The sequence below is a fragment of the Aquisalimonas sp. genome (genome assembly GCF_007120195.1).
In the GTDB taxonomy this organism is placed as follows: Bacteria; Pseudomonadota; Gammaproteobacteria; order Nitrococcales; family Aquisalimonadaceae; genus Aquisalimonas.
Map to the genome: position 1 here is coordinate 12,675 of NZ_SKOG01000066.1, position 20,936 is coordinate 33,610.

General features: G+C 65.2%; 25 protein-coding genes. 15 read left to right on the plus strand and 10 right to left on the minus strand.

All coding sequences use genetic code 11. The annotated features are described in order from the left end of the window. Positions 1 to 9: 9 nt before the first annotated feature. From QZT63_RS05330 to QZT63_RS05340, 3 genes are all read right to left on the minus strand, one after another. The gene (locus QZT63_RS05330) at positions 10 to 699 is read right to left on the minus strand and encodes a Crp/Fnr family transcriptional regulator (protein ID WP_290649222.1); all 690 of its coding nucleotides are present in this window, start codon (positions 697 to 699) and stop codon (positions 10 to 12) included. A gap of 142 nt (positions 700 to 841) precedes the next feature. Next, positions 842 to 1,075 carry a hypothetical protein gene (locus tag QZT63_RS05335; protein ID WP_290649223.1) on the minus strand — a complete coding sequence of 78 codons (234 nt, stop codon included), beginning with the start codon at positions 1,073 to 1,075 and terminating at the stop codon, positions 842 to 844. Between the two features lie 108 nt (positions 1,076 to 1,183). Then, positions 1,184 to 1,309 (minus strand): hypothetical protein, encoded by a 126-nt coding sequence (locus QZT63_RS05340; RefSeq protein WP_290649225.1) that lies wholly within the window; start codon positions 1,307 to 1,309, stop codon positions 1,184 to 1,186. Between the two features lie 552 nt (positions 1,310 to 1,861). On the opposite strand from QZT63_RS05340, the gene QZT63_RS05345 reads away from it, so the two are divergent. The 11 genes from QZT63_RS05345 to hypE are packed head-to-tail and all read left to right on the plus strand — an operon-like array spanning position 1,862 to position 11,854. Next, positions 1,862 to 2,989, plus strand: coding sequence for a 4Fe-4S dicluster domain-containing protein (locus tag QZT63_RS05345; RefSeq protein ID WP_290649226.1), 1,128 nt, complete (start codon positions 1,862 to 1,864; stop codon positions 2,987 to 2,989). Next, positions 2,989 to 3,459: a cyclic nucleotide-binding domain-containing protein gene (locus QZT63_RS05350; RefSeq protein ID WP_290649227.1), complete on the plus strand. Its 471-nt coding sequence runs from the start codon at positions 2,989 to 2,991 to the stop codon at positions 3,457 to 3,459. The genes QZT63_RS05345 and QZT63_RS05350 overlap by 1 nt, the downstream gene beginning before the upstream one ends. 29 nt (positions 3,460 to 3,488) lie before the next feature. Then, positions 3,489 to 4,304, plus strand: coding sequence for an FAD/NAD(P)-binding protein (locus QZT63_RS05355; protein WP_290649255.1), 816 nt, complete (start codon positions 3,489 to 3,491; stop codon positions 4,302 to 4,304). Beyond that, entirely contained in the window at positions 4,301 to 5,083 is a 783-nt protein-coding gene (locus tag QZT63_RS05360) for an oxidoreductase (protein ID WP_290649228.1), read from the plus strand. Before QZT63_RS05355 ends, QZT63_RS05360 begins: the two co-directional genes overlap by 4 nt. After that, positions 5,073 to 6,362 carry a Ni/Fe hydrogenase subunit alpha gene (locus tag QZT63_RS05365; protein WP_290649229.1) on the plus strand — a complete coding sequence of 430 codons (1,290 nt, stop codon included), beginning with the start codon at positions 5,073 to 5,075 and terminating at the stop codon, positions 6,360 to 6,362. The genes QZT63_RS05360 and QZT63_RS05365 overlap by 11 nt, the downstream gene beginning before the upstream one ends. Then, positions 6,359 to 6,826 carry a hydrogenase maturation protease gene (locus QZT63_RS05370; RefSeq protein ID WP_290649230.1) on the plus strand — a complete coding sequence of 156 codons (468 nt, stop codon included), beginning with the start codon at positions 6,359 to 6,361 and terminating at the stop codon, positions 6,824 to 6,826. Before QZT63_RS05365 ends, QZT63_RS05370 begins: the two co-directional genes overlap by 4 nt. A 27-nt stretch (positions 6,827 to 6,853) precedes the next feature. Further along, complete coding sequence (locus QZT63_RS05375) at positions 6,854 to 7,132, plus strand: hydrogenase maturation nickel metallochaperone HypA (protein ID WP_290649231.1); 279 nt, start codon at positions 6,854 to 6,856, stop codon at positions 7,130 to 7,132. Further along, complete coding sequence (gene hypF, locus QZT63_RS05380; protein WP_290649233.1) at positions 7,129 to 9,417, plus strand: carbamoyltransferase HypF; 2,289 nt, start codon at positions 7,129 to 7,131, stop codon at positions 9,415 to 9,417. The genes QZT63_RS05375 and hypF overlap by 4 nt, the downstream gene beginning before the upstream one ends. Before the next feature lie 12 nt (positions 9,418 to 9,429). Further along, on the plus strand, positions 9,430 to 9,690 hold the full coding sequence (locus tag QZT63_RS05385) for a HypC/HybG/HupF family hydrogenase formation chaperone (protein WP_290649235.1): 261 nt from the start codon (positions 9,430 to 9,432) through the stop codon (positions 9,688 to 9,690). Then, complete coding sequence (hypD, locus tag QZT63_RS05390) at positions 9,687 to 10,802, plus strand: hydrogenase formation protein HypD (RefSeq protein WP_290649236.1); 1,116 nt, start codon at positions 9,687 to 9,689, stop codon at positions 10,800 to 10,802. The genes QZT63_RS05385 and hypD overlap by 4 nt, the downstream gene beginning before the upstream one ends. Positions 10,803 to 10,861: 59 nt before the next feature. After that, positions 10,862 to 11,854 (plus strand): hydrogenase expression/formation protein HypE, encoded by a 993-nt coding sequence (hypE, locus tag QZT63_RS05395; protein WP_290649257.1) that lies wholly within the window; start codon positions 10,862 to 10,864, stop codon positions 11,852 to 11,854. 534 nt (positions 11,855 to 12,388) lie between these two features. Here hypE and QZT63_RS05400 read toward each other — a convergent pair. Beyond that, the gene (locus tag QZT63_RS05400; protein ID WP_290649260.1) at positions 12,389 to 12,571 is read right to left on the minus strand and encodes a hypothetical protein; all 183 of its coding nucleotides are present in this window, start codon (positions 12,569 to 12,571) and stop codon (positions 12,389 to 12,391) included. Between the two features lie 318 nt (positions 12,572 to 12,889). On the opposite strand from QZT63_RS05400, the gene QZT63_RS05405 reads away from it, so the two are divergent. Then, complete coding sequence (locus tag QZT63_RS05405) at positions 12,890 to 14,056, plus strand: DUF3734 domain-containing protein (protein WP_290649238.1); 1,167 nt, start codon at positions 12,890 to 12,892, stop codon at positions 14,054 to 14,056. A 161-nt stretch (positions 14,057 to 14,217) separates the two neighbouring features. Next, a complete protein-coding gene (locus tag QZT63_RS05410) occupies positions 14,218 to 15,414 on the plus strand; it encodes a hypothetical protein (RefSeq protein ID WP_290649240.1) in 1,197 nt (398 codons plus the stop codon). Positions 15,415 to 15,606: 192 nt separating this feature from the next. On the opposite strand, the gene QZT63_RS20000 is transcribed toward QZT63_RS05410, so the two are convergent. Further along, entirely contained in the window at positions 15,607 to 15,759 is a 153-nt protein-coding gene (locus tag QZT63_RS20000; RefSeq protein WP_366636031.1) for a PEP-CTERM sorting domain-containing protein, read from the minus strand. Between the two features lie 315 nt (positions 15,760 to 16,074). Here QZT63_RS20000 and QZT63_RS05415 point away from each other — a divergent pair, with 315 nt between their 5' ends. Continuing rightward, positions 16,075 to 16,434 (plus strand): TraR/DksA family transcriptional regulator, encoded by a 360-nt coding sequence (locus QZT63_RS05415; protein ID WP_290649242.1) that lies wholly within the window; start codon positions 16,075 to 16,077, stop codon positions 16,432 to 16,434. Positions 16,435 to 16,473: 39 nt separating this feature from the next. Here QZT63_RS05415 and QZT63_RS05420 read toward each other — a convergent pair whose 3' ends face one another. Both QZT63_RS05420 and QZT63_RS05425 read right to left on the minus strand, forming a co-directional pair. After that, a complete protein-coding gene (locus QZT63_RS05420) occupies positions 16,474 to 16,938 on the minus strand; it encodes a DUF2214 domain-containing protein (RefSeq protein ID WP_290649244.1) in 465 nt (154 codons plus the stop codon). Continuing rightward, positions 16,935 to 17,327, minus strand: coding sequence for a DUF6152 family protein (locus QZT63_RS05425; protein WP_290649245.1), 393 nt, complete (start codon positions 17,325 to 17,327; stop codon positions 16,935 to 16,937). The genes QZT63_RS05420 and QZT63_RS05425 overlap by 4 nt, the downstream gene beginning before the upstream one ends. Positions 17,328 to 17,544: 217 nt before the next feature. On the opposite strand from QZT63_RS05425, the gene QZT63_RS05430 reads away from it, so the two are divergent. Beyond that, a complete protein-coding gene (locus QZT63_RS05430) occupies positions 17,545 to 18,033 on the plus strand; it encodes a DUF456 domain-containing protein (RefSeq protein WP_290649247.1) in 489 nt (162 codons plus the stop codon). A gap of 270 nt (positions 18,034 to 18,303) precedes the next feature. On the opposite strand, the gene QZT63_RS05435 is transcribed toward QZT63_RS05430, so the two are convergent. The 3 genes from QZT63_RS05435 to QZT63_RS05445 form a co-directional block, all read right to left on the minus strand. After that, positions 18,304 to 18,831 (minus strand): hypothetical protein, encoded by a 528-nt coding sequence (locus QZT63_RS05435; RefSeq protein WP_290649249.1) that lies wholly within the window; start codon positions 18,829 to 18,831, stop codon positions 18,304 to 18,306. Positions 18,832 to 18,835: 4 nt separating this feature from the next. Then, a complete protein-coding gene (locus QZT63_RS05440; RefSeq protein ID WP_290649251.1) occupies positions 18,836 to 19,063 on the minus strand; it encodes a hypothetical protein in 228 nt (75 codons plus the stop codon). A gap of 59 nt (positions 19,064 to 19,122) precedes the next feature. Continuing rightward, positions 19,123 to 20,936, minus strand: a 1,814-nt coding sequence (locus tag QZT63_RS05445; RefSeq protein ID WP_290649253.1) for an efflux RND transporter permease subunit, incomplete at its 5' end; no start/stop codon positions are given.

A 20,936-nucleotide genomic window follows, 5' to 3' on the forward strand; every position in this document is an offset into this window, starting at 1 on the left:
GCGTTTCCGTTACGCGTTGCCGTTGGCAATGCGTCGCAGATCGGCCGGATCGAGAACCACAATATGGTTCTCATTCATTTTCAGGATGTGCTTTTTGCGCAGACTGCCGAAAGCACGAGACAGGGTCTCCGCAGCAATACCCAGATAGTGCGCCAGATCCCGGCGTCCGAACGGCAGCAGAAACTCCTGCTCCTTGCATCCGCGTTGGGCCTGCTGGTCACCGTAGTGAACGAGAAAACGGGCGAGCCTGGCCTGCGCTGACCCACGGTTCATCTCCAGAACCTGCGCGGACAGCGACAGCTCGCGATAGAATCCCATCAAAATCGTCTCGGTAATGCCAAGCATCCCAGGCCCCCCTTCAACCGGCCCCTGCTCCGTCATTTTCCAGACTTTCGCCGTATCGACGGCGACGATCGAAGACACCGCTCCGCGTCGAGCCAACCCCTCGAAACCAAGCACGTCACCGGTAGAATACAACCTCATCACCCGTTCGAAACCGTCCTCATCGGTGTTGTACCCCTTGAGGGCACCCGTGATGACCATGTAAGGCCCCGCGATGCTATCTCCGGCGTGGTAGAGATGCTCGCCCTTGGCCAGAACGCGGCCGGTGTACCCCGTTTGCGTGCCAGCCGTCCCGCGGGAGCGAATCGGCGAAGAAAGCGGGAGGGGTGTGTTGATCGGGATGACGTGTCCGTGCATCTGCATTCTCTCCTGTTGGCCCATGGACTCACGGCGAGACCAATGTCCGTTCACTGCCGGTAAGTGTAGTGGCGGAGAGATGCCTCGAAATGAGGGGATCCCCGTACTGGGATGGACGCAGGACAGGCAAACGGGGCCACGATTAGCGGATGCGGTATCGATGCAATCCGGCATCGACGTCATCAATGAAAATTCTTGCCCTGGCTGTCGGGGGCTCGGTGACGTAGATCACCCCCACGAACAGCGCCGTGGCCAGAACCAGGCTCCAGATCCCCACCGGCGCGCCCAGGGGGAGAAAAACAACCACGGCAGGGTCAGGGGCCGACACCGGGGCCGCCAGAACGAAACCGAGGGCCACCAGGCTCGTGACGAGCATGATCGCCACCTGCAGAACGTCCGTCCACAGGACTGAGCGCAGCCGTTATACCCGCTGTCCCCGAAGTACGTAGTCGATGGCGGTAATCGCCGCAATGGCGAATAGCCTTTAGAAAAGGAACGGACCCAGTAACGCGTCAACTCCCCGGAGCAGCGCGTACGGCACCACAAAGGCCGCAACCACCAGTACCGCCAACACGACCAGTCCGTGGATGCTACGCCCGGTGTCATTCATGGACACGCGACCTCCTTGCTGTCGCGGCAGTGCTTATCGCACGACAGTAACCGGACATCGAACGCCATCGGGGATTCGACCATTGACTCCCCCTCACGGGTATCGAGGCCCATCGCACGGTGAATCAGGCCGCCCGCTCATAGGGCCGCTGACCCTCTCCTTGCTTGATCCTGGTCAACTCTGCCCCTTACAGGCCAGTTACGATGGACTATAAGTCTGATTGGGATCATGTTGAGGGGCCGCTATGCGGCAATGTCTGCGTTTGTTGTCGGCCGGCGCTTTGCTCGCGCCAGCATCCTTGCTTGCCCATGAGGCGCACAGCCGGCTCGCGAACTGGCTACCACTTCCATTACCTCACGCCAGATTGCTGCCGGGCCTGCTCCTGCTCTTGGCCGTGTTGCTGCTCGCCATTGTCGGACTGGTTGGCTTTGTGCTCCAGCGCATCCGCCACCGTGCTCAAGCAGACGAGGGGCACCGGTCGCAGCGCATACAAATTGGATCAGCACGGGCCCGCCTGACTGGCCCCCATTCAGCCGCCGGAGAGCAACCCCCATGTCCACGCCGGCCATTCTCGACCGCAAGGATTTCGATAGCCTGCTAGGTGCCCTGCGCGACCGGGGCCATGAGGTCATCGGGCCACGGGTGCGTGACGGTGCGATTGTTTATGACACCGTGGACACGGCCGCCGATCTCCCCGAGGGCTGGACGGATGAGCACGAAGGCGGGCATTACCGCCTCAAGCCACGTACGGACAAGGCCCTGTTTGGTTATGTGGTCGGCCCCACCTCATGGAAGAAATTCCTCTTTCCACCGCAACAGACAGTGTTCCGTGCCACCCGCGTGGATGGCCAGTTGCGGTTCGAGCCAGGCGTGGTCGATGACCACCCTCGGGCCTTTCTGGGCGTGCGTAGTTGTGAACTGCACGCGCTGGCCATCCAGGACAAGGTCTTCATGGCCGGCCCCTATGCCGACACCACCTACCAGCAGCGACGGGAGTCTGTGTTCATTATTGCGGTGAACTGTGTCGAGGCGGGGGCAACCTGCTTCTGCGTGTCCATGGACACCGGGCCGGCGGTCGGGGCCGGCCATGATCTGGCGCTGACCGAAGTCATCAATGCCCGCGAGCACTATTTCCTGGTCGAGGCCGGCAGTAATCGCGGCGCGGAACTGCTGGCGGCCGTACCGCACCGGGGCGCCACTGAGCAAGAAATCAACGCCGCCCGGGGGGGCGTGGCGCAGGCGGCCGAGAGCATGGGCCGCAAGCTGGAGACCGAGGACATCCGGGCTCTGTTGCTGGGCAATCTTGATCACCCGCACTGGGACGAGGTTGCCGACCGCTGCCTGAGCTGCGCCAACTGCACCCTGGTCTGTCCGACCTGTTTTTGTTCCAGCGTCGAGGACTCCACCTCACTGGATGGCGGCGAGGCGGAGCATACCCGGCACTGGGATTCCTGTTTCAATCAGGATTTCTCCTACATCGCCGGCGGCAGTGTGCGCGCCTCCACGGCCTCGCGCTATCGCCAATGGCTGACCCACAAGCTGGCGACCTGGTATGACCAGTTCGACAGCTCGGGCTGTGTCGGCTGCGGGAGTTGCATCACCTGGTGCCCGGTGGGTATCGACATTACCGCCGAGGTGGCGGCAATTCGCGCCAGTGATCAACGCCGGGGGGACCGCTGATGGACATGCTTGCCGCGATCAAGGCCGAACCGTTCTTCGAGGGCATCCCAGAAAAGGAGTTGGCGCTGCTCGCTGACTGTGGCGAAGCCGGGACGTTTCCGACCGGCGCCTGGCTGCTGCGCCAGCATGCACCCGCCAAGCACTTCTACCTGCTCACCGGCGGTTTGGTGGAGTTGAAGGCCTTTGTCCCCCAGCGCGGGGTGGTCACCCTGGAGACGCTCGGCGTGCATGAACCGCTGGGTTGGTCCTGGCTGGTGCCGCCCTACCAGTGGCATTACGACGCCCGCACCCTGGAGCCGACCACGGCGCTGGTGTTTGATGCCGTTCGTCTGCGCCATGAGATGGAGGCGGATCACGAATTTGGCTTCCAGCTCCAGCGTCGGGTGATCGATATCATGGCCCAGCGCCTGCAGGCCATTCGGATGCAGAGCCTGGATGTCTACGGTCTGCCTGGAGGGGCCTTTCTGTGAGCGCGCCGGCCAGCCAACCACTTGATCCCATGATCCCGCGCCAGTTCCGGATTGAGGAGGCCTTTGCCGAGGTCGGCTCCGGAGAGGTCTACAGCTGGCGCCTGAGCCCATTGGACGGCGAGCCGCTGCGCTTTGCCCCGGGGCAGTTCAATATGCTCTACCAGTTCGGCATCGGCGAGGTGCCGATCTCGATCAGCGGTGATGCGGAGGCGGCTGGCCTGGTGCACACCCTGCGCGCCGTGGGCGGCGTCACCAAAGCCATGCAGAAGCTTGAGGCGGGCGAGGTCATCGGCGTGCGCGGCCCCTTCGGCACGGCCTGGCCGGTGGCCGAGGCCGAGGGCCAGGACCTGGTACTGGTCGCCGGCGGCATCGGCTTGGCGCCGCTGCGCCCGGCCGTGTACTGCGCCCTTCGCCACCGTGACCGCTTCAACCGGGTGTTTCTGCTCTACGGCACCCGGCAGCCGGAGGACATCCTGTTCCGCGAGGAGCTTGAGCACTGGCGCGCCCAGCTCGATCTGGATGTCTACGTGACTGTCGATCGCGGCGGCCCCGGCTGGCACGGCAACGTCGGCGTGGTGACCAAGCTGATCGCCCGTGGCGGTTTTGATCCGGCCAACACAGTGGCCATGGCCTGCGGGCCGGAGGTCATGATGCGCTTTGCGGTAATGGCCCTGCAGAAGCACGGCGTGGCCGCCGAGCGGATTTACGTCTCGATGGAGCGCAACATGAAATGCGCTATCGGCTACTGCGGTCATTGCCAGTACGGGCCGCACTTTATCTGCAAGGACGGGCCGGTGTTCCGCTTCGACACCCTGCAGCCGATCTTCGATGTGAGGGAGCTATGAATACACCCGTGCAGCGCCCCAAACTGGCGGTGTGGAAATTCGCCTCCTGTGACGGCTGCCAGCTCAGCCTGCTGGACTGCGAGGATGAGTTGCTGGCCGTGGCCGATGCCGTGGAGATCGCCTACTTCCCCGAGGCCACGCGGCGCGAGGTCGCCGGGCCGTATGACATCTCGCTGGTGGAAGGCTCGGTGACCACGCCGCGCGATGCCCGCCGCATCCGCCAGGTCCGCCAATCCTCGCGCACCCTGATCACCATCGGTGCCTGTGCCACCGCCGGGGGCATTCAGGCGCTGCGCAACTTCCGCGACGTCGAGGGTTTCATCAACACGGTGTATGCCCATCCGGAATACATCGACACCCTGGCCACCTCCACCCCCATCGATGAACACGTGCCGGTGGATTTTGAGCTGCGCGGCTGCCCGATCAACAAACACCAGTTGCTGGAAGTGATCAGCGCCTATGTGGCCGGGCGCCAGCCGAACGTGCCCACCTACAGCGTCTGCGAGGAATGCAAACGCGGGGGCAATGTCTGCGTCATGGTCGCCCATGGCACCCCCTGCCTCGGCCCGGTCACCCAGGCCGGCTGCGGCGCGCTGTGCCCGGCCTACAATCGCGGCTGTTACGGCTGCTTCGGCCCCAAGGAAACCCCCAACACCGCCGCCCTGTCCGGCCAACTCGGCGCCCTCGGGATGGGCCGAGAGGAGCTGGTGCGCTTCTATCGCAATTTCAACGCCCATGCCGAACCCTTCCGGCAGGAGAGCGAGCGCCATGACAAGTAAGACCATCAAGGTTGACTACATCGCCCGCGTCGAGGGCGAGGGTGCGCTCTATATCAAACTCGACAAGAACCGGGTCGAGGAGCTGCAACTGCGCATCTTCGAGCCGCCGCGCTTTTTCGAGGCCTTTCTCGAAGGCCGCGATTTTCGCGAGGCACCGGATATCACCGCGCGCATCTGCGGCATCTGCCCGGTGGCCTACCTGATGAGTGCCTGTCATGCCATGGAATGGATCACCGGCGATCACCCGGACGGTGCCATCCGCGAACTGCGCCGGCTGCTCTACTGCGGCGAGTGGATCGAAAGCCATGTGCTGCACATTTACATGCTGCACGCCCCCGACTTCCTTGGTTACCCCGATGCCATTACCCTGGCCAAGGACCACCCGGAACTGGTCAAACGCGCGCTGCGGCTGAAGAAAATCGGCAATCAGTTGATGACCGTACTGGGTGGCCGTGAGATCCACCCCATCAACATCAAGGTCGGCGGTTTCTACAAGGCCCCCACCCGGGCCCGGCTCGAGGCCCTGGTGCCGGACCTGGAATGGGCGCTGGAAGCGGCCAAGGAGACCGTGCGCGTGGTCGCCGGGCTGCCGTTTCCGGACTTCGAGCAGGACTATGACTTCATGGCTCTGCACCACCCGGACGAGTACCCCTTCAACGAAGGCCGGCTGGTCTCCAGCGCCGGCCTGGATCTGGGCATCGAGGACTACGACAACACCCTGATCGAGGAGCATGTCGCCCACTCCACCTCGCTGCACAGCAACACCCCCGGCGGCTCCCCGGTGCACCTGGGGCCGCTGGCCCGTTACGCACTCAACCGCGACCGGCTCCACCCCGGCGCGCGCCAGGCCGCCGATGCCGTCGGCCTGGGCGAGGTGGTCAGCAATCCGTTCAAGAGCATCATCGTGCGCGCGGTGGAGGTGGTCTACGCGGTGGAAGAGGCGCTGCGCATCATCCGCGCTTACAATCCGCCGGCGGAACCCGCGTTGGCGGTCACACCCCGGGCCGGCACCGGCTATGGCGCCACCGAGGCGCCACGGGGCATCTGCTACCACCGCTACACCATCAATGCCGAGGGCATCATTGAAAACGCCAAGATCGTCGCCCCGACCAGCGTCAATCAGAGCATGATCGAAAGTGATCTGCGCGAGTATGTGCAGCCGCGCATGGACCTGCCGGAGGATCAGTTGCGTTATGAGTGCGAGCAGGCGATCCGCAATTACGACCCCTGCATCTCCTGCTCCTGCCATTTCCTGGATCTGACCGTCGAGCGCACATGAACCGGTTGCTGATCGGCATTGGCAATCGCTTCCGCAGCGACGACGGGGTCGGCCCGGTGATCGCCGAACGCCTAGAGGCACTGGCGCTGCCGGCCACGCGGGTCTGCATTGCCAGCGGCGAGGGCGCGGCGCTGATGGATCTGTGGCGCGAGGCCGAGGCGGTATACCTGTTCGACGCGGTGTCCTCCGGCAAGGCGGCCGGCACCGTGCATCGTCTGGATGCCGCCAGCCAGACCATCCCGCAGGAGTTTTTCCATTACTCCACCCACGCCTTCAGCCTGGCCGAGGCGGTGGAATTGGCCCGGGCGCTGGACGAGCTGCCGCCCAGACTCATCATTTACGGCATCGAAGGCGGCAGCTTTCGGGCCGGCCGGGAACTGAGCCCGCCGGTGGCAGCGGCGGTGGACGAGGTGGTCGAGCGGGTCAGCGCAGAACTCGGGGCAACGGCCCCGGATGCTGGCTGAGACACCAGGCAAATACAGGAGCACGGCATGCATGAATTCTCCCTGATGGCGGATCTGCTGCGTAAGATCGAAAAGGTCGCCCGCGACAACGACGCCAGCCGGGTGCGCAGCGTGGATGTCTGGCTGGGCGCCTTCTCGCACATCTCCGCCCAGCACTTCCGCGAGCATTTCATCGAGGGCACACAGGGTACCGTGGCCGAGGGCGCGGAACTCCATGTAGAGACCTCGGACGACACCAGCGACCCGAACGCGCAGGACATCCTGCTCAAGGCCATCGAGGTGGATGAGACCGAGTCAGCGCAATGAGTCAGCTGGGGGCCGCTGGCGAGCTGGAGGTCCGCTGGCGCTTCCGCCTCACCGGCGCTGTGCAGGGGGTCGGTTTCCGGCCCTTTGTCTATCGCCTGGCACAGACCCTGGGTCTGGCCGGCTGGGTCTCCAATACAGCACAGGGTCTGGTGGTTGAACTGGAAGGCCCGCAAGCCGCGATTGCCGCCTTCCGCAGCCGTCTGCTTAGCGAGGCGCCAGCCGTTGCCCGAATCGATGCGGTAAGTATCGAAGCCATCCAGCCGCAGGGGACCACCGGTTTTGTTATCCGCCAGAGCGCTGAGGGCGGTCCGCGCTCGGTCAGTGTGCTGCCTGATCTGGCCACATGCCCCGGCTGCCTGGCCGACATCCGTGACCCAGCGAACCGCCGCCACCGCTACCCCTTTACCAATTGCACCCACTGCGGCCCCCGTCTGAGCATCATTCGCGCCCTGCCCTATGACCGCGCCGCCACTACCATGCAGGGGTTCACGCTGTGCTCGGCCTGCCGCGCGGAATACGAGGACCCGGCCGACCGCCGCTTTCACGCCCAGCCCAATGCCTGCCCGGAGTGCGGGCCCCAGCTTGCGCTGTGGGATGCGCGGGGCCGGGAGCTGGCACGCAGCGAGGCCGCGCTGGGCGAGGCGGTAGCGCGTCTGTGCGCCGGCGAGATTCTGGCGGTAAAGGGCCTGGGCGGCTTCCACCTGCTGGCCGACGCCTGCAATGAAGACGCGGTCGCGGCGCTGCGCCAGCGCAAGCACCGCCCCGCCAAGCCCCTGGCCGTGATGTACCCGGATCTTGAGCAACTGGAGCGGGACTGCCGGGTCAGCCCGGCGGCCAAAGCGCTGCTGGGCTCACCCGCCGCGCCGGTGGTCCTATTACCGCGCCGGCCGGAGGCGGGGCTGGCGGTCGGCATCGCCCCGGGCAATCCTCGGGTGGGGGCCATGCTGCCGTATACGCCGCTGCACTATCTGCTGCTCGGCGATTTCGGCCGGCCGGTGGTCTCGACCAGCGGCAACCTCGCCGATGAGCCGATCTGCATTGATGAACACGAGGCCCTGGACCGGCTGCGAGGCATTGCCGATGCCTTTCTCGTCCACAACCGCCCGATCGCCCGGCAGGTGGACGACTCCGTGGTCCAATTGATCGGCGAGCGGCCCATGCCCCTGCGCGTGGCCCGTGGTTACGCGCCGGTCAGCCTGCCGCTGGGGCAACCACCACCGGCCGTGCTCGCCACCGGTGGCCATCTGAAAAACACCCTGGCCGTGACCAGCGGCGAGAACCTGATCGTCAGCCAGCACCTCGGGGATCTGGAAACACCAGAGGCCTGCGCCGCATTCGAGCGCATGGCGGACAGCCTGGAGGCGCTCTACGACGCGCGCCCGTGCCTGATCGCCTGCGACCACCACCCGGACTATTTCACCAGCCGCTATGCCCGTGACAGCGGCCGGCCGGTCCATCCCGTGCAGCATCACCACGCCCACATCGCTGCGGTCATGCTGGAGCATGGCCTGCGCGGTCCGTTGCTCGGCATGGCCTGGGATGGCGCCGGACTGGGAGAGGACGCCACCGTCTGGGGCGGGGAATTCCTGCGCTGCGAGGGCGCAGACTGCCAACGGGTGGCGCATCTTCTGCCATTCCCCCTGCCCGGCGGCGACGCCGCCGCCCGCGAAGCCCGGCGCAGCGCCGCCGGCCTGCTGTTCACACTGGCCGGCAGTGACTGGGCACAGGCAAGCAATCCCGCCGTGGCCGCGTTTACCGCCCGCGAGCGGGAACTGCTCAGCCAAATGCTCAGGCGCGATGTGCAGACACCGCTGACCACCAGCATGGGTCGTCTGTTCGATGGCCTGGCGGCCGTGCTGGGCCTGCATACCGGCCCCGGCTACGAGGGGCAGGCCGCCATGGCGCTGCAGTTCGCCTCCGAACAGGGCGGCGATTCCACGCCCTATCCGCTGACCATCACGGCCCTGGAAGACGGGGCGCTGGGCGTGGACTGGCGGCCCATGCTGCGCGCCGTGCTGGCGGATCAGGCTGCCGGGATTGCAGCCGCCGACATCGCCCGGCGCTGTCATGCAACACTGGTGGAATCGGTCATACTGGTGGCGCAGCGTCTTGGTCTGCACCAGTGGGTGCTGGCGGGAGGCTGTTTTCAGAATCAATTGTTGGTGGAGATGCTCCAGGTCAAGGCCGGGGAGGCCGGGGCCATGGTGTACTGGCCGCAACGATTACCACCCAACGACGGGGCACTGGCCGCGGGCCAGGCCGCTGTCGTGCTGGCGCGACATTGAGCAGGATTCCTTATGTGCTTGGCAATACCCGGCAAATTGATCGCAATCGGTGAGCAGGAGCCGCTGTTTCGCACCGGCGAGGTGGACTTTGCCGGCAACCGGCGCGAGGTGTCGCTGGCCTGCGTGCCGGACGCGCAGGTGGGTGACTATGTGCTAGTCCACGTCGGCCTGGCGATTAGCACCATCGACCCGGACGAGGCGCAGCGCGTGTTCGATTATCTCCGGGAGATGGGGGAGCTGGAGGAACTGGGCGAAGCGGGGCCGCAGCCATGAAATATGTCGATGAATACCGCGACGGCGCCACCGCCCAGCAACTGGCCCGGGCCATTGCCAGAATCACCACACGCGAACACACCCTGATGGAGGTCTGCGGCGGGCAGACCCATGCCATCGTCAAATACGGCATCGATCAGCTCCTGCCCGGGCAGATCCGGCTTATCCACGGCCCGGGATGCCCGGTGTGCGTCACCCCGATCGCGGTCATCGACAAGGCCCTGGAGATCGCCGCCCGCCCGGAGGTGATCTTCTGCTCCTTCGGCGACATGCTGCGCGTGCCCGGCAGCCGGCAGGATCTGCTCGGCGTAAAGGCCGACGGTGGTGATGTGCGCATGGTCTATTCGCCCATGGATGCGGTGCGCATCGCCCAGGACAATCCGCAGCGCGAGGTGGTGTTCCTGGCCGTGGGTTTCGAGACCACGGCGCCGGCCAATGCCATGGCCGTGCATCAGGCCAGTGCGCTGGGCCTGGGCAACTTCAGCATGCTGGTCTCCCACGTGCTGGTGCCACCAGCCATCGAGAGCATTCTCGGCGCGCCGGATAACCGCGTGCAGGGATTTCTCGCCGCCGGCCATGTCTGTGCCGTGATGGGCTATTGGGAATATGCCCCGATTGTGGAACGCCACCGGGTGCCGATCGTGGTCACCGGCTTTGAACCGGTGGACATCCTCCAGGGGGTGTACCTGTGCGTCACACAACTCGAGCAGGGGCGTGCCGAGCTGGAAAACCAGTACACGCGCGCGGTCTCCGAGGCCGGCAACAGCCAGGCCCAGACGTTGATCCGGACCATATTTCGGACAGTCCCGCAGCACTGGCGAGGCATCGGCGAGATCGCCAGCAGTGGCCTCGGCCTGGCGCCGGAGTATGCTGGTTTTGATGCCGAACAGCGCTTCGGCGCCGTGGGCCGTTCCTCCGGGGAGGAAGGCGAATGCATCAGCGGCGAGATCATGCAGGGCCGAAAACGCCCCGGTGACTGCCCCACCTTCGGCAGCCGCTGCACCCCGGAACACCCCCTGGGCGCACCCATGGTCTCCTCCGAAGGCGCCTGCGCGGCCTATTATCGCTATCGCGGCACCGAGGTGAACGACCCGGAGACCGCCAGCCCGTGAGCGATACATCGGCCAACAACCTTCCCGTCTGCCCCCTGCCGCTGGACGACCACCCCTGCGTGCTACTCGCCCATGGCGGCGGCGGTCGGCTTATGCACCGCCTGCTAGATGAACTGATCCTGCCTGCACTCGGCGCCGAATCGGCGGGTGCGCATGATGCCGCCGTACTGGAAGCCACAGAGGGCAGGCTGGCGTTCACCACCGACTCCTTCGTGGTCAATCCGCTGTTCTTTCCCGGTGGCAACATCGGCCATCTGGCGGTACACGGCACGGTCAATGACCTGGCCATGAGCGGCGCCATCGCCAAGCAACTCAGCGTCGGCCTGATCCTGGAGGAAGGCCTGCCGCTGGCGGATTTATGGCGCATCCTGTGCAGCATGCGCGAGGCGGGCGCGGCCGCCGGCATCCGCTTCGTGACCGGGGACACCAAGGTGGTCGATCGCGGCAAGGGCGACGGGCTGTTCGTCAACACCTCCGGGCTCGGCGTAATCGCCGACGGCGTTGATATCCGGCCGGGCCGGGTCCAGCCGGGTGATACCGTCATCGTCAGTGGCGACCTGGGCCGCCACGGCATGGCCATCATGGCCAGCCGCGAACGGCTAAGCTTCGAGACCCCGATCCGCAGTGACAGCGCGGATCTCGGCACCGCCGTGCAGACACTGCTGCGCGCCGGGATCGACGTCCACTGCCTGCGCGACCTCACCCGCGGAGGCCTGGCCAGCGCCTTGCACGAGATCGCAGTGGCCACCCGTGTGGGCATCCGTATCGAGCAGGCACGCCTGCCGGTGGCCGAAACCGTTGCCGGCGCCTGCGAGATGCTCGGCCTGGACCCCCTGTATGTTGCCTGCGAGGGCCGTTTCGTCACCTTCGTGCCAGCCGCGCAGTCCGATCAGGCCCTGGATGTGTTACATGGCCATGCAGTGGCCGAACAGGCCACGCGGATCGGTGAAGTCATCGACACCCCCCGGCCACCGGTAACCATGACCAGCAGCATTGGCGCCCGCCGGGTCATCGACATGCTCAGCGGCGAACAGCTGCCGCGCATCTGCTGATCAAGGCGCCTGAAATGCTCCAGGTCGACCAGGTTCTACTGCCAGGGTGTCCCAGTGTTGTTCGTTTCGCCCACACCAATGGTCTGCTCGCTCCCGAACTGCCAGAGGGCCAAGTCTTTACCACCAATGGCGGCCATAACTGGTAGGGCTGGTTCCCGCCCTGGCGCATGATGCCCAACTCCCGGGCGCCCGCGCCTGGTTGCGCTCGCCTGTTGACGTTTCGTTCATGTTTGCGATCTTATTCATAATGTCGGCGTCTTTGCCGGCATGAACATAAACGCCGGGGACGACCGTTCTCGCCGACCTTTCCCGGATCTTCTCTCCACTCTCGTCGCTCTCGACACCGTATCTTGGTCGGTGCCTACACTATAGTGGTGCGCCTTCGGCGCGGTTTGTTTGACGGTGCATTACGCTGGCGCTAATGCCACCCTACGCGCTGGGATCAGGGTCGTTGGCATGCGCGCGCTACGTGCCGGAGTCCCGCAGGTCGACAGTGGCCTCGACCGCACCCTGCGGTCCGGCAAACCTTCTGACTTAGATGATCGGCAGCTGTCGTTCCAGGCCCCCGCCAGGACTTCGCGGCGGCGAGACGGCGGGCACCCCGTCGCCGGCGACCACGGTGAATTTTGGGGCATCGCTGTGGTGCTTGCCGTCGAAGCGCGTCCCAATCTCGAAGGTGTCGACGAAGGCCATGCCATCGCTAAAATGCTTGTGCATGAAAGGTTTTGTCGTTGACGCGCTTGATCTCGCTGTCGAGTATAGTCGATGGAAACCCGCTTCTCGTCCCGTGAGACAATGACACTGCGCTCGCCGGCGCCATCGGACTGCCTTCGATTTGACCTGCGGATCCGGGCCCAGGGCGGACAGCCGTGCGATAAAATCCAGCGGTTCGAAGATCACAGGCGTGGTGCCATTGCGTTCGTCGGTCTGGCCTGACGGGACCCAGGCAACTTGCAGCGATACGTAGTGTTCCCAATGGGAGTGCTCGCCGGTGGCGATTACGCTGTCTGACCCGCCCGTTGTGGTCGAGAGGTTATGATGGCCAATGCGCGATCCAGCAAGACCGGGCACACGCCCCACGAACGCGTGGCGTTGTTACTCCAGGGCGGCGGTGCATTGGGGAGCTATCATCACGGCGTCTATGAGGCGCTCGCGGCAACCGGGTACATAGTGGACTGGTTCGCCGGCACCAGTATCGGTGGTATCCAGGCCGCCATCCTCGCCGGCAATCCGCCGGAGCGACGCCTCGAACGCCTGGAGACATTCTGGCGACGTATTACCTGGCCACAGCTCTTGCCGGCACCACCGCCGGCCCACCCGGCCCGCAAGCTCATTAACATCGCCAGTGCCATGGGCACGATGATGTGGGGGCAACCCGGGTTTTTCCAGCCGGATTGGCTGGGCCCATTACCGGGGCCATGGAAAGTCAGAGGACAGGTCCACTACTACAGTCTTGCCCCTCTGGAGCGGACACTCACCGAGCTGATCGACTTCGATTACCTTAATCGATCCGATGTGCGGTTGAGTCTTGGCGCGGCGGAGGTCGAGAGCGGGCGGCATGTGTATTTTGATTCCAGCCATCAGACCATCGATCTGCGCCACGTTCTCGCCACTGGCGCTTTGCCGCCCGCTTTTCCCGCGATCGAGATTGACGGAGCGCACTACTGGGACGGTGGCCTACTGTCGAATACGCCCTTGAGCGTCGTTCTCGAGGACAATCCGCGCCGGAGTACGCTTTGTTTCATGGTGGATCTCTTTGATCCGAGGGGGTCGCCGCCAATGGATCTGGATCAGCTCGAAGATCGCCGCAAGGACATCATCTACGCAAGCCGTGCGCATACAGAGATCGAGAACCACAGCCGCATGCACGATCTTCGCCACGCCGTCAGTGTGTTGTTCGAGCACCTGCCGGAAGCCGAGCGTAACAAACCGGAAGTCGCCGCCCTGGAGGCCCTTGGCTGTACCACGACAGTCAACGTGGTGCACTTCGTCTACCCGGGGCAGGCCTATCGCTCGTCGGCGAAGGATTTCACCTTTCTGCCACAAACGCTGGCGGATCATCGCCGCCGGGGCTATGAGGACGCGACCACGGCGCTTCGCGATCCCCGGTGGGAGGAGCCCTTGCCTGCCCACCTGGGCGCGGTCCATTACGAGGTCAATGAGATGGCTCGAGAGTCGGTTGACCAGGAGCCTGGCGAGTGAACGAAGCCTCTCTCCAGGGTTTAGGTCGGCCCGCCGATCAACAGGGGCGCGGGCACCATCGGAAGGGCGTAAAGGCGACGAAAACATGCCCATCGGACACGGATACGGCGAATCCCCAGGCGGGTTCGGCACCCGGCCGAGGCCTCTGCGCAGTGGGACTGATGTTGCTGGTGACCGGGTGTACGCTCGACGACGCCAACTTTTCGCAGTATCCGGGTTTCGATGCCTACCTGAGCGCCTTTCCACCCGCCGACGAGCCCGCGAGCGAACGCGAGCGGCACCTGCTGAAGGCCTTTCGCCCGCGTTTTTACGTGGCGGCAGACGAGACCGGCCCGATTTCCTTCTACGACGACTACATCGCCGAGGGTCGCTTGTATGACGCTGCTGGGGAACTCGTCGCCACCGACGTCGACCGCGCACTGCTCAATGAATACCGGGACGATCCGCAGGCGTTGTTTGTGCACGAACCTGTCTCCGAAGGCGGTACGCCGGTCGTTGCGGCGCGGGCCAGCACGAGCGTGCTGCGATTGCCGGGCATGGAGGCACCGGAGGCGGCCGTATTCCTGCACTACCACTTGGTCTTTCGGCACTCCGGAATTGCGGCCGGCATTACCGGCTGGCAGCGCGCCGCCCTCGATCTCATCGGGGACGCGGACGACTGGCATCAACTCGACCATTACGCGGCTGTAACGCTGGCACTCGTGCCGGAGCCGGGCGTTGCGGTTGATAAGGCGGGCCCGGAGGAGTTGATTCCTTTCGCAGCGACCATGCAGCAACACAACTACATGCGTGCCTACGCGCTCGTGGGCGGCACGGTTGGGGGTGATCATCCCGGGCGCATGGTTATGGACGCGAACCATCGCATCGCCGTGGATGTGGCCGAGGCATCCCATGCGCTGTTCCCGCACGCCCGGGAGCGTCGCCGCCACCGCGCCGTGCGCTTCCTGGACGCCGATAGCGCGCAGTATCTGGTCAGCGGTCACTCCCGACCACTGATCTCCGGTGACGATGTCACCGATCCTGCCCGCGAGGTGGACTACGCGTTGCAATTCCTGCCCCCCAGCGATGCCTTCTACACGTTCCAGGGGTGGCTGGGCGAACGTCGCCGTCTGCCCGGCCGGGATTCCCCGCCAGGCGCGCTGTACAACACATTGCCGCCACTGCAGCCGGAACGCGTCCAGATGTCGGTGTTTTTCTGGTTCGAAGGCGCGGCGGATTATCCGCGGGATCTCGCCGGGCTCGAGCTGCACACCTGGCGTCCACCCCGGGAGGAGTCGCTGGCGCCGTTCCAGCACAGACTGGTCCGCGCCCTGCCTTGCCGCGACGATTGGACACTGCCGTGCGCCCGCGACTTGTGACCGCAGCCATCACTCGGCTCCGATCGCTGTGCCACGAGATTCGGCGGGCCACGCGCTCGCATCAAGACGACAGCACCGGTGCGGGCGCCCTTGTGGCGCACGCCCGCGTAAGTTGATCCGACGCATAACGATGGCGCGGGAGACGATGCCCAGCGCCTGGCCCATGATCACCGTGCGGCTGGCGGCTTGTTGTTATTGTGCCGAGCTGCGGCGGCGATATAACGCCCCGGCCACTCCCAGCAAGCCGACCCCAAGCACACCGTAGCTGCCGGGTTCGGGCACCCCCACTACCTCCTCGACAGTTGCGTTGGCGAACGTGGTGGACCCGATGGTTATCGAAGTCATCGAGGTTAAGGTGGCTGTCAGTGCCGTGATCAAATAGCCGTGATCAAATAATTCAAAATTACTGATGATGAGTGATGAAAATGCCTTGGCTTTACCCTGGGCATGAGCGGCGCCGGCTGCACCGAGCCCGAGTGCCGCAGTAGCGACTGCTGTCGGTTGGATTGTCGCTATCGACGGTCTCCGAGCACGTGACCATACTCATGGAGGCGGGGTGCTTGCTGCGGTGTCGGACCGCAGGCGTGAGCCCATGATCCTGGAACCCTATTGGTGACTCGGCAAGCGACGGATTACACTGATACAAGCCCGAGTCTGGAAATGATTATGTTGACCGATACTGATCTTTCAACCTTCCGGGAGCGCCTGGAGCAGCGTCTGGCCGCGCTTGCCGAGAACGCCGATCTGCGACGCTCCAGCACCGAGACCGTGGAACTTGACCAAACCCGGACCGGACGCCTGTCGCGCATGGATGCGTTGCAGGGACAAGCCATGGCCAAGGCGACTGAGGCGCGCGCCCATGAGCAGATTCTTCGCGTTCGTGCTGCCTTGCGGCGAATGGATGAGGGCACCTACGGGGATTGCGCGCGCTGTGAGGAACCCATAGCCCGCGGGCGGCTGGAGGCTGATCCTGCGACGCTGATTTGCATTGCCTGTGCCGAGCAATCGGAGCGGGGTTAGCTCTTGCGGCGTGGTTGAGGTTGTGGGTAAGGGTGGGTCTCAGAAGTAGCCCACCAGTCGCCCCAGCAATAGTACGCCGAGCCACAGGACGATTGATGCGACCGCACCCCGGCGAACCGGTGGCGGGATTCGGCCCGGCGTTGATCCGAGTCTCCGGGAGACCCAGATTGCGTTGAGGCCGGCGACCACGATTAGCCCAAGCTTACCCAGGAACAGGGTCGATTCGACATACTCGGTCGCCCGCGTGGCGAACAGCAACAAGCCCGTCATCAGCGCCAGGACAAACCCGGCACCGGCTGTACGTGACAGCACCCGCCAGAGGGGTTCGATCGCGATGGACCGCCAAAGCCCAGCCAGCCGCAGATCAAGCGGCACGATGCTGCCCACGAGCAGCGCCACGCCAAGCACATGCGCCGCATTGACGATCGGGTAGGCCAGCACGGAGTTCCGCAGCGCGACGATCGGCGCCCAGGCTTCAACACTAACCAGCGCCTCGGCGATCAATCGGAGTCCGGAACCCGGTCCGGGTACAGGTCGTGATGCCCCTCGCGGGTTGTCACCCGGACCGCTTTCAGCAGCTGCTCCCCTTCGCGGTTGGAGACGTGCCCCAAGGCCTTGATTTCGTTGCCGAACTCCAGGAGTTCGGCCGTCAATCCGCTGCGTTCGTTGCGCCAGGGCTGGCCGACTTCCACCGTCCAGGTTTCACCGCCGACATCAATATCGACCTCACCGTGGGGATTACCCAGCCTCACGTCGACAATCTCACCGGTCAGCTCGGTGATCTCGTCGCTGGCCCAGCCCCAGCCGTGATGCCCGGAGGCCAGTGGCACCAGGCCGATGCACAGCAAGAGGGCAACGATCAAACGCATGTGCGCGGGATTCCGAGGGCTCATTGCACGACTCCTCCAAATGCCGGGCGCGCCTGAGCGAGCACGGCGGCGTGTTTGTTCCCACCTGTTCTGACTTGATAACACAATGCCGGCCCGGCTGTCGCTCCGCGGGTTGGGGGTGACAAGGCGCATGACCGACACCGGATACCGCGGCATCACGATTGGCAGTGCGCCAGGCACGGCTTCTGTTTCCCTGCGGCGCTCGCTATAGTCCCTACGCATGACTGCCATAACTGTGCTGCTGTGGATCCTCGCCACCCTCCTCACGGGTGCCGGCCTGGCGGGGTTGGTGCTACCCGCGCTGCCCGGCCCGCTACTGCTGTTCGCTGGACTGTGGGTGGCCGCATTGGCCGAGAGCTTCGTCCATGTCGGCGCCACAACCCTAATCATCCTCGGTGTCATGGCTGCATTGGCGTCGCTGGCGGACTTTGTGGCGGGTGCATTCGGCGCCCGTCGCTACGGCGCCTCGGCCCGCGCGGTGACGGGCGCGACCCTGGGGGCGGTCGTGGGCATCTTTTTCGGCCTGCCCGGCCTGCTGCTCGGGCCTTTTATCGGTGCGCTGGTGGGGGAGCTTTCAATGCACAGCGGGCTCGCCGCTGCGGGGCGTGCCGGCTGGGGCGCGACGGTGGGGCTTGCGCTCGGCACGGCAGCCAAGCTCGCATTCGGCATCGCCATGGTGGGGCTTTTCCTCGTCGTGCGGTTCTTCTGAGAGGCTTTGGTGCGCCAGCGGCGGCCACCCTCACCTGCCCGGACTGCGTATGCCGGAATCCGAATGACAGCTGGGGCCGTTGCCGCCAAGAAGGGAAGACGACGGCTGCGGACAGGTAGTTTAACTCATCGAGCAGGCACGTAGAGGGATCAAGGCCGCCGACCTTCGAGGTCTCGATGAGGCTGCGGTGCCGCGATCCGTTAACTGGTCGTGTCGCCGCGCCGGCAGCCGCCCCTCCGGTTTTGACCCTGCAGTGGGTGTCCGCGCCGATCACTGACCTGCCGGGAAGGCATCGGGATCAGCCGCTGGATCGGTGAATACCAGCTGGTGGGCAATACCCATATGCTCACGCTGGAGGGTCATCAGTATCAACGCATCCGGGGTATTCCAACCCGCGACCAGGACCAGTTTGCCGCCGGCGAGCGCCATGCCCTCCATACCCTGCTGCTCCCGGAGGGCATCACTGCGCCATTCGCGTACATCCAGCTCGGGCTCGTCATGGGCATCGACAAGCGTGCGACGCAGCCGCTCGAAGTCCCTCATGTAGTCGGCGGGGCTGGCATGACCGGCGCTATTGAAATACCGCACCTGGCGCAATCCGTCGTCGTCGAAACGGCGAATAACCGTCACCGGCACCCCGGCGTACTCCCCGTGGTGGATGAGCCGCCCCGGGGACTCGATCACCAGTGTGCCCGATGCCGCGCTGCGAACAACCTCCTGATCGTCACCCCAGTCGTGCGCCGACAGCGCCATACCGGGCAACAGCAGAACGGGCAGCAAGAGGGCTTTCCAGGACACGGCGTTACCCCGCAGTAATGTGTTCCGGGGCCAGGTTGGCTGGCTCCACAGCCGCCAGCGGTCCGAATTGCATCGCCTGGTCGATACAGCGCTCGGTTTCCGGGCGATTGAAGTGCAGGCTGCACACGGTCGACGATACCATGGCGCCTTCGGCGTAACGCAACAGCGCTTTTTTAAAAGCCAGCACGCGCGGCGCGGGGACCTCGGTCGAGGGACCGGACCGCAGTGTCACGCTCGCCCCCACCGCCGGCTACTTGCAGGGTGGGAATCACCGACAGAGCCGCGGGCTGTCTACTCGGGCTGTTCATCCCGGCTACGGCGGCGGTCCAACGCCGCCAGCATGACTGGGGTAAACAGGAGTGTCAGTGGCGTGGCGAACAGCAATCCCCCGGCAATGGCTGTGGCGAGCTGCACCCAGTAGTCCGTGGATGGCGCGCCCACGTGGAAGTCGCGGCCGACGAAGTCCACCGTCAGCGCCAGTACCATGGGCATAAGCCCCAGGATGGTGGTCACCGCGGTCACCACCACCGGGCGCATCCGCTGGGCGGCGGCGCGTAGGGCGGCCTCCCGCGGCGCCAGATTGCGGGCGAGCTGCTCGTTGTAGGCGTCGATGAGCACGATGTTGTTATTCACCACGATGCCGGCCAATGCCAACACACCGATGCCGCTCATGACCATGCCGAAGGGCTCACCACGGATCAGCAGCCCCATCAGCACCCCGGCGGTGGAGAACACAATGGCCGAGAGCACCAGCAGCGCCTGGGAGAAGCGGTTGAATTGCGTGACCATCATGAGCAGCATCAGGAACAGCGACAGCGCAAAGGCCACGAGCAGGAACTGCGCCGCCTCGGCCTGTTCCTCCGCCTCGCCGCGGAAGCGCACATCCACCGACTCGTCGAGATCCGCCTGCTCCAACGCCGACTGCAGGCGCCCCACCTGTTCGTCCACCAGACGCCCGGGGGCGGCGTCCGCCTCGATGATGTGGGCGCGGCTGCCGTCGCGCCGCTTGATCAGCCCGGTGGAGGGCACGGGCACCAATTCGGCAAAATTGGCCAGTGGCACCAGGCCGGCTTCCGTGGGCAGACGCAGGTTGGCGAGCTGCTGGAGGTGGCGCTGCTCCGGCGGTAGCCGCAGGCGGATGTCCACCTCATCGTCGGTGAAGTCCGGGCGGTAGGTGCCGAGGATCATGCCCTCGGTGAGCAGCTGCATCCCCTGACCGATCAGCGGCACGTCCACACCGTACCGAGCCGCCTGCTCGCGGTCGAAACGGATCTCCAGCTCCACGCCGGGCAGTGGCAGATCATCCTCGATGTCCACGAACCCGCCCAACCGCTGCATGTGCGCACGGATGGTGTGGATGGTCTCGCGAATGCGCTCGGCGCTGGCGCCGCTGGCCTCGATGACGATGGGCCGTCCCTCCCCGGGACCGCGGTCCTGGGCGCGCACCTGCAGCTCCAGCCCCGGCAGATCCGCGAGCCGTTCGCGGATGTCGCCCAGCACCTCGCTGGCCGGCGGACGCACACGCCAGGGGCTGAGCTCCAGCTGCACCACGCCGATGACATCCTCGGCGTAGTTGCCCTGCAGCCGCGCCAGCTGCGTGCCGATGGTGCGCCCGTAGACGTGCTCGACCTCCGGCGCGCCGTAAAGACGCTTCTCCACTTGGCGCACCAGCCGGTCCGCCTCCCATACGGAGAGATCACCGCGCGCCTGCACCTGCACCTGGGCGAACTCCGGTTCGATGTCCGGGAAGAAGTCCACGCCCCGGCCCTCGGCGATGTACAGCGTGTAGGCAAAGGCCATCAGCGCCAGCGTACCGGCCAGGGTCCAGCCGGGCCGCTCGACAAGGGTGCGCAGCACGCGCACGTAAGCGGCGGTGACGCCCTGGAGTTCATCGTAGCGGCCCTCCTGGGCGGCGCGCACACGCCGCCCCTGCTCCGAGTTGACCGCACGGCGCGGCCCCATCACAGCCCCCATAGCAGGGATAAACACCAGCGCCATGGCCAGCGAGGCGATCAGCGTGATGATCACGGTGGCCGGCAGGTAGACCATGAACTCACCGATCATCCCCGGCCAGAAGAGCATGGGCACAAATACGGCGAGGGTGG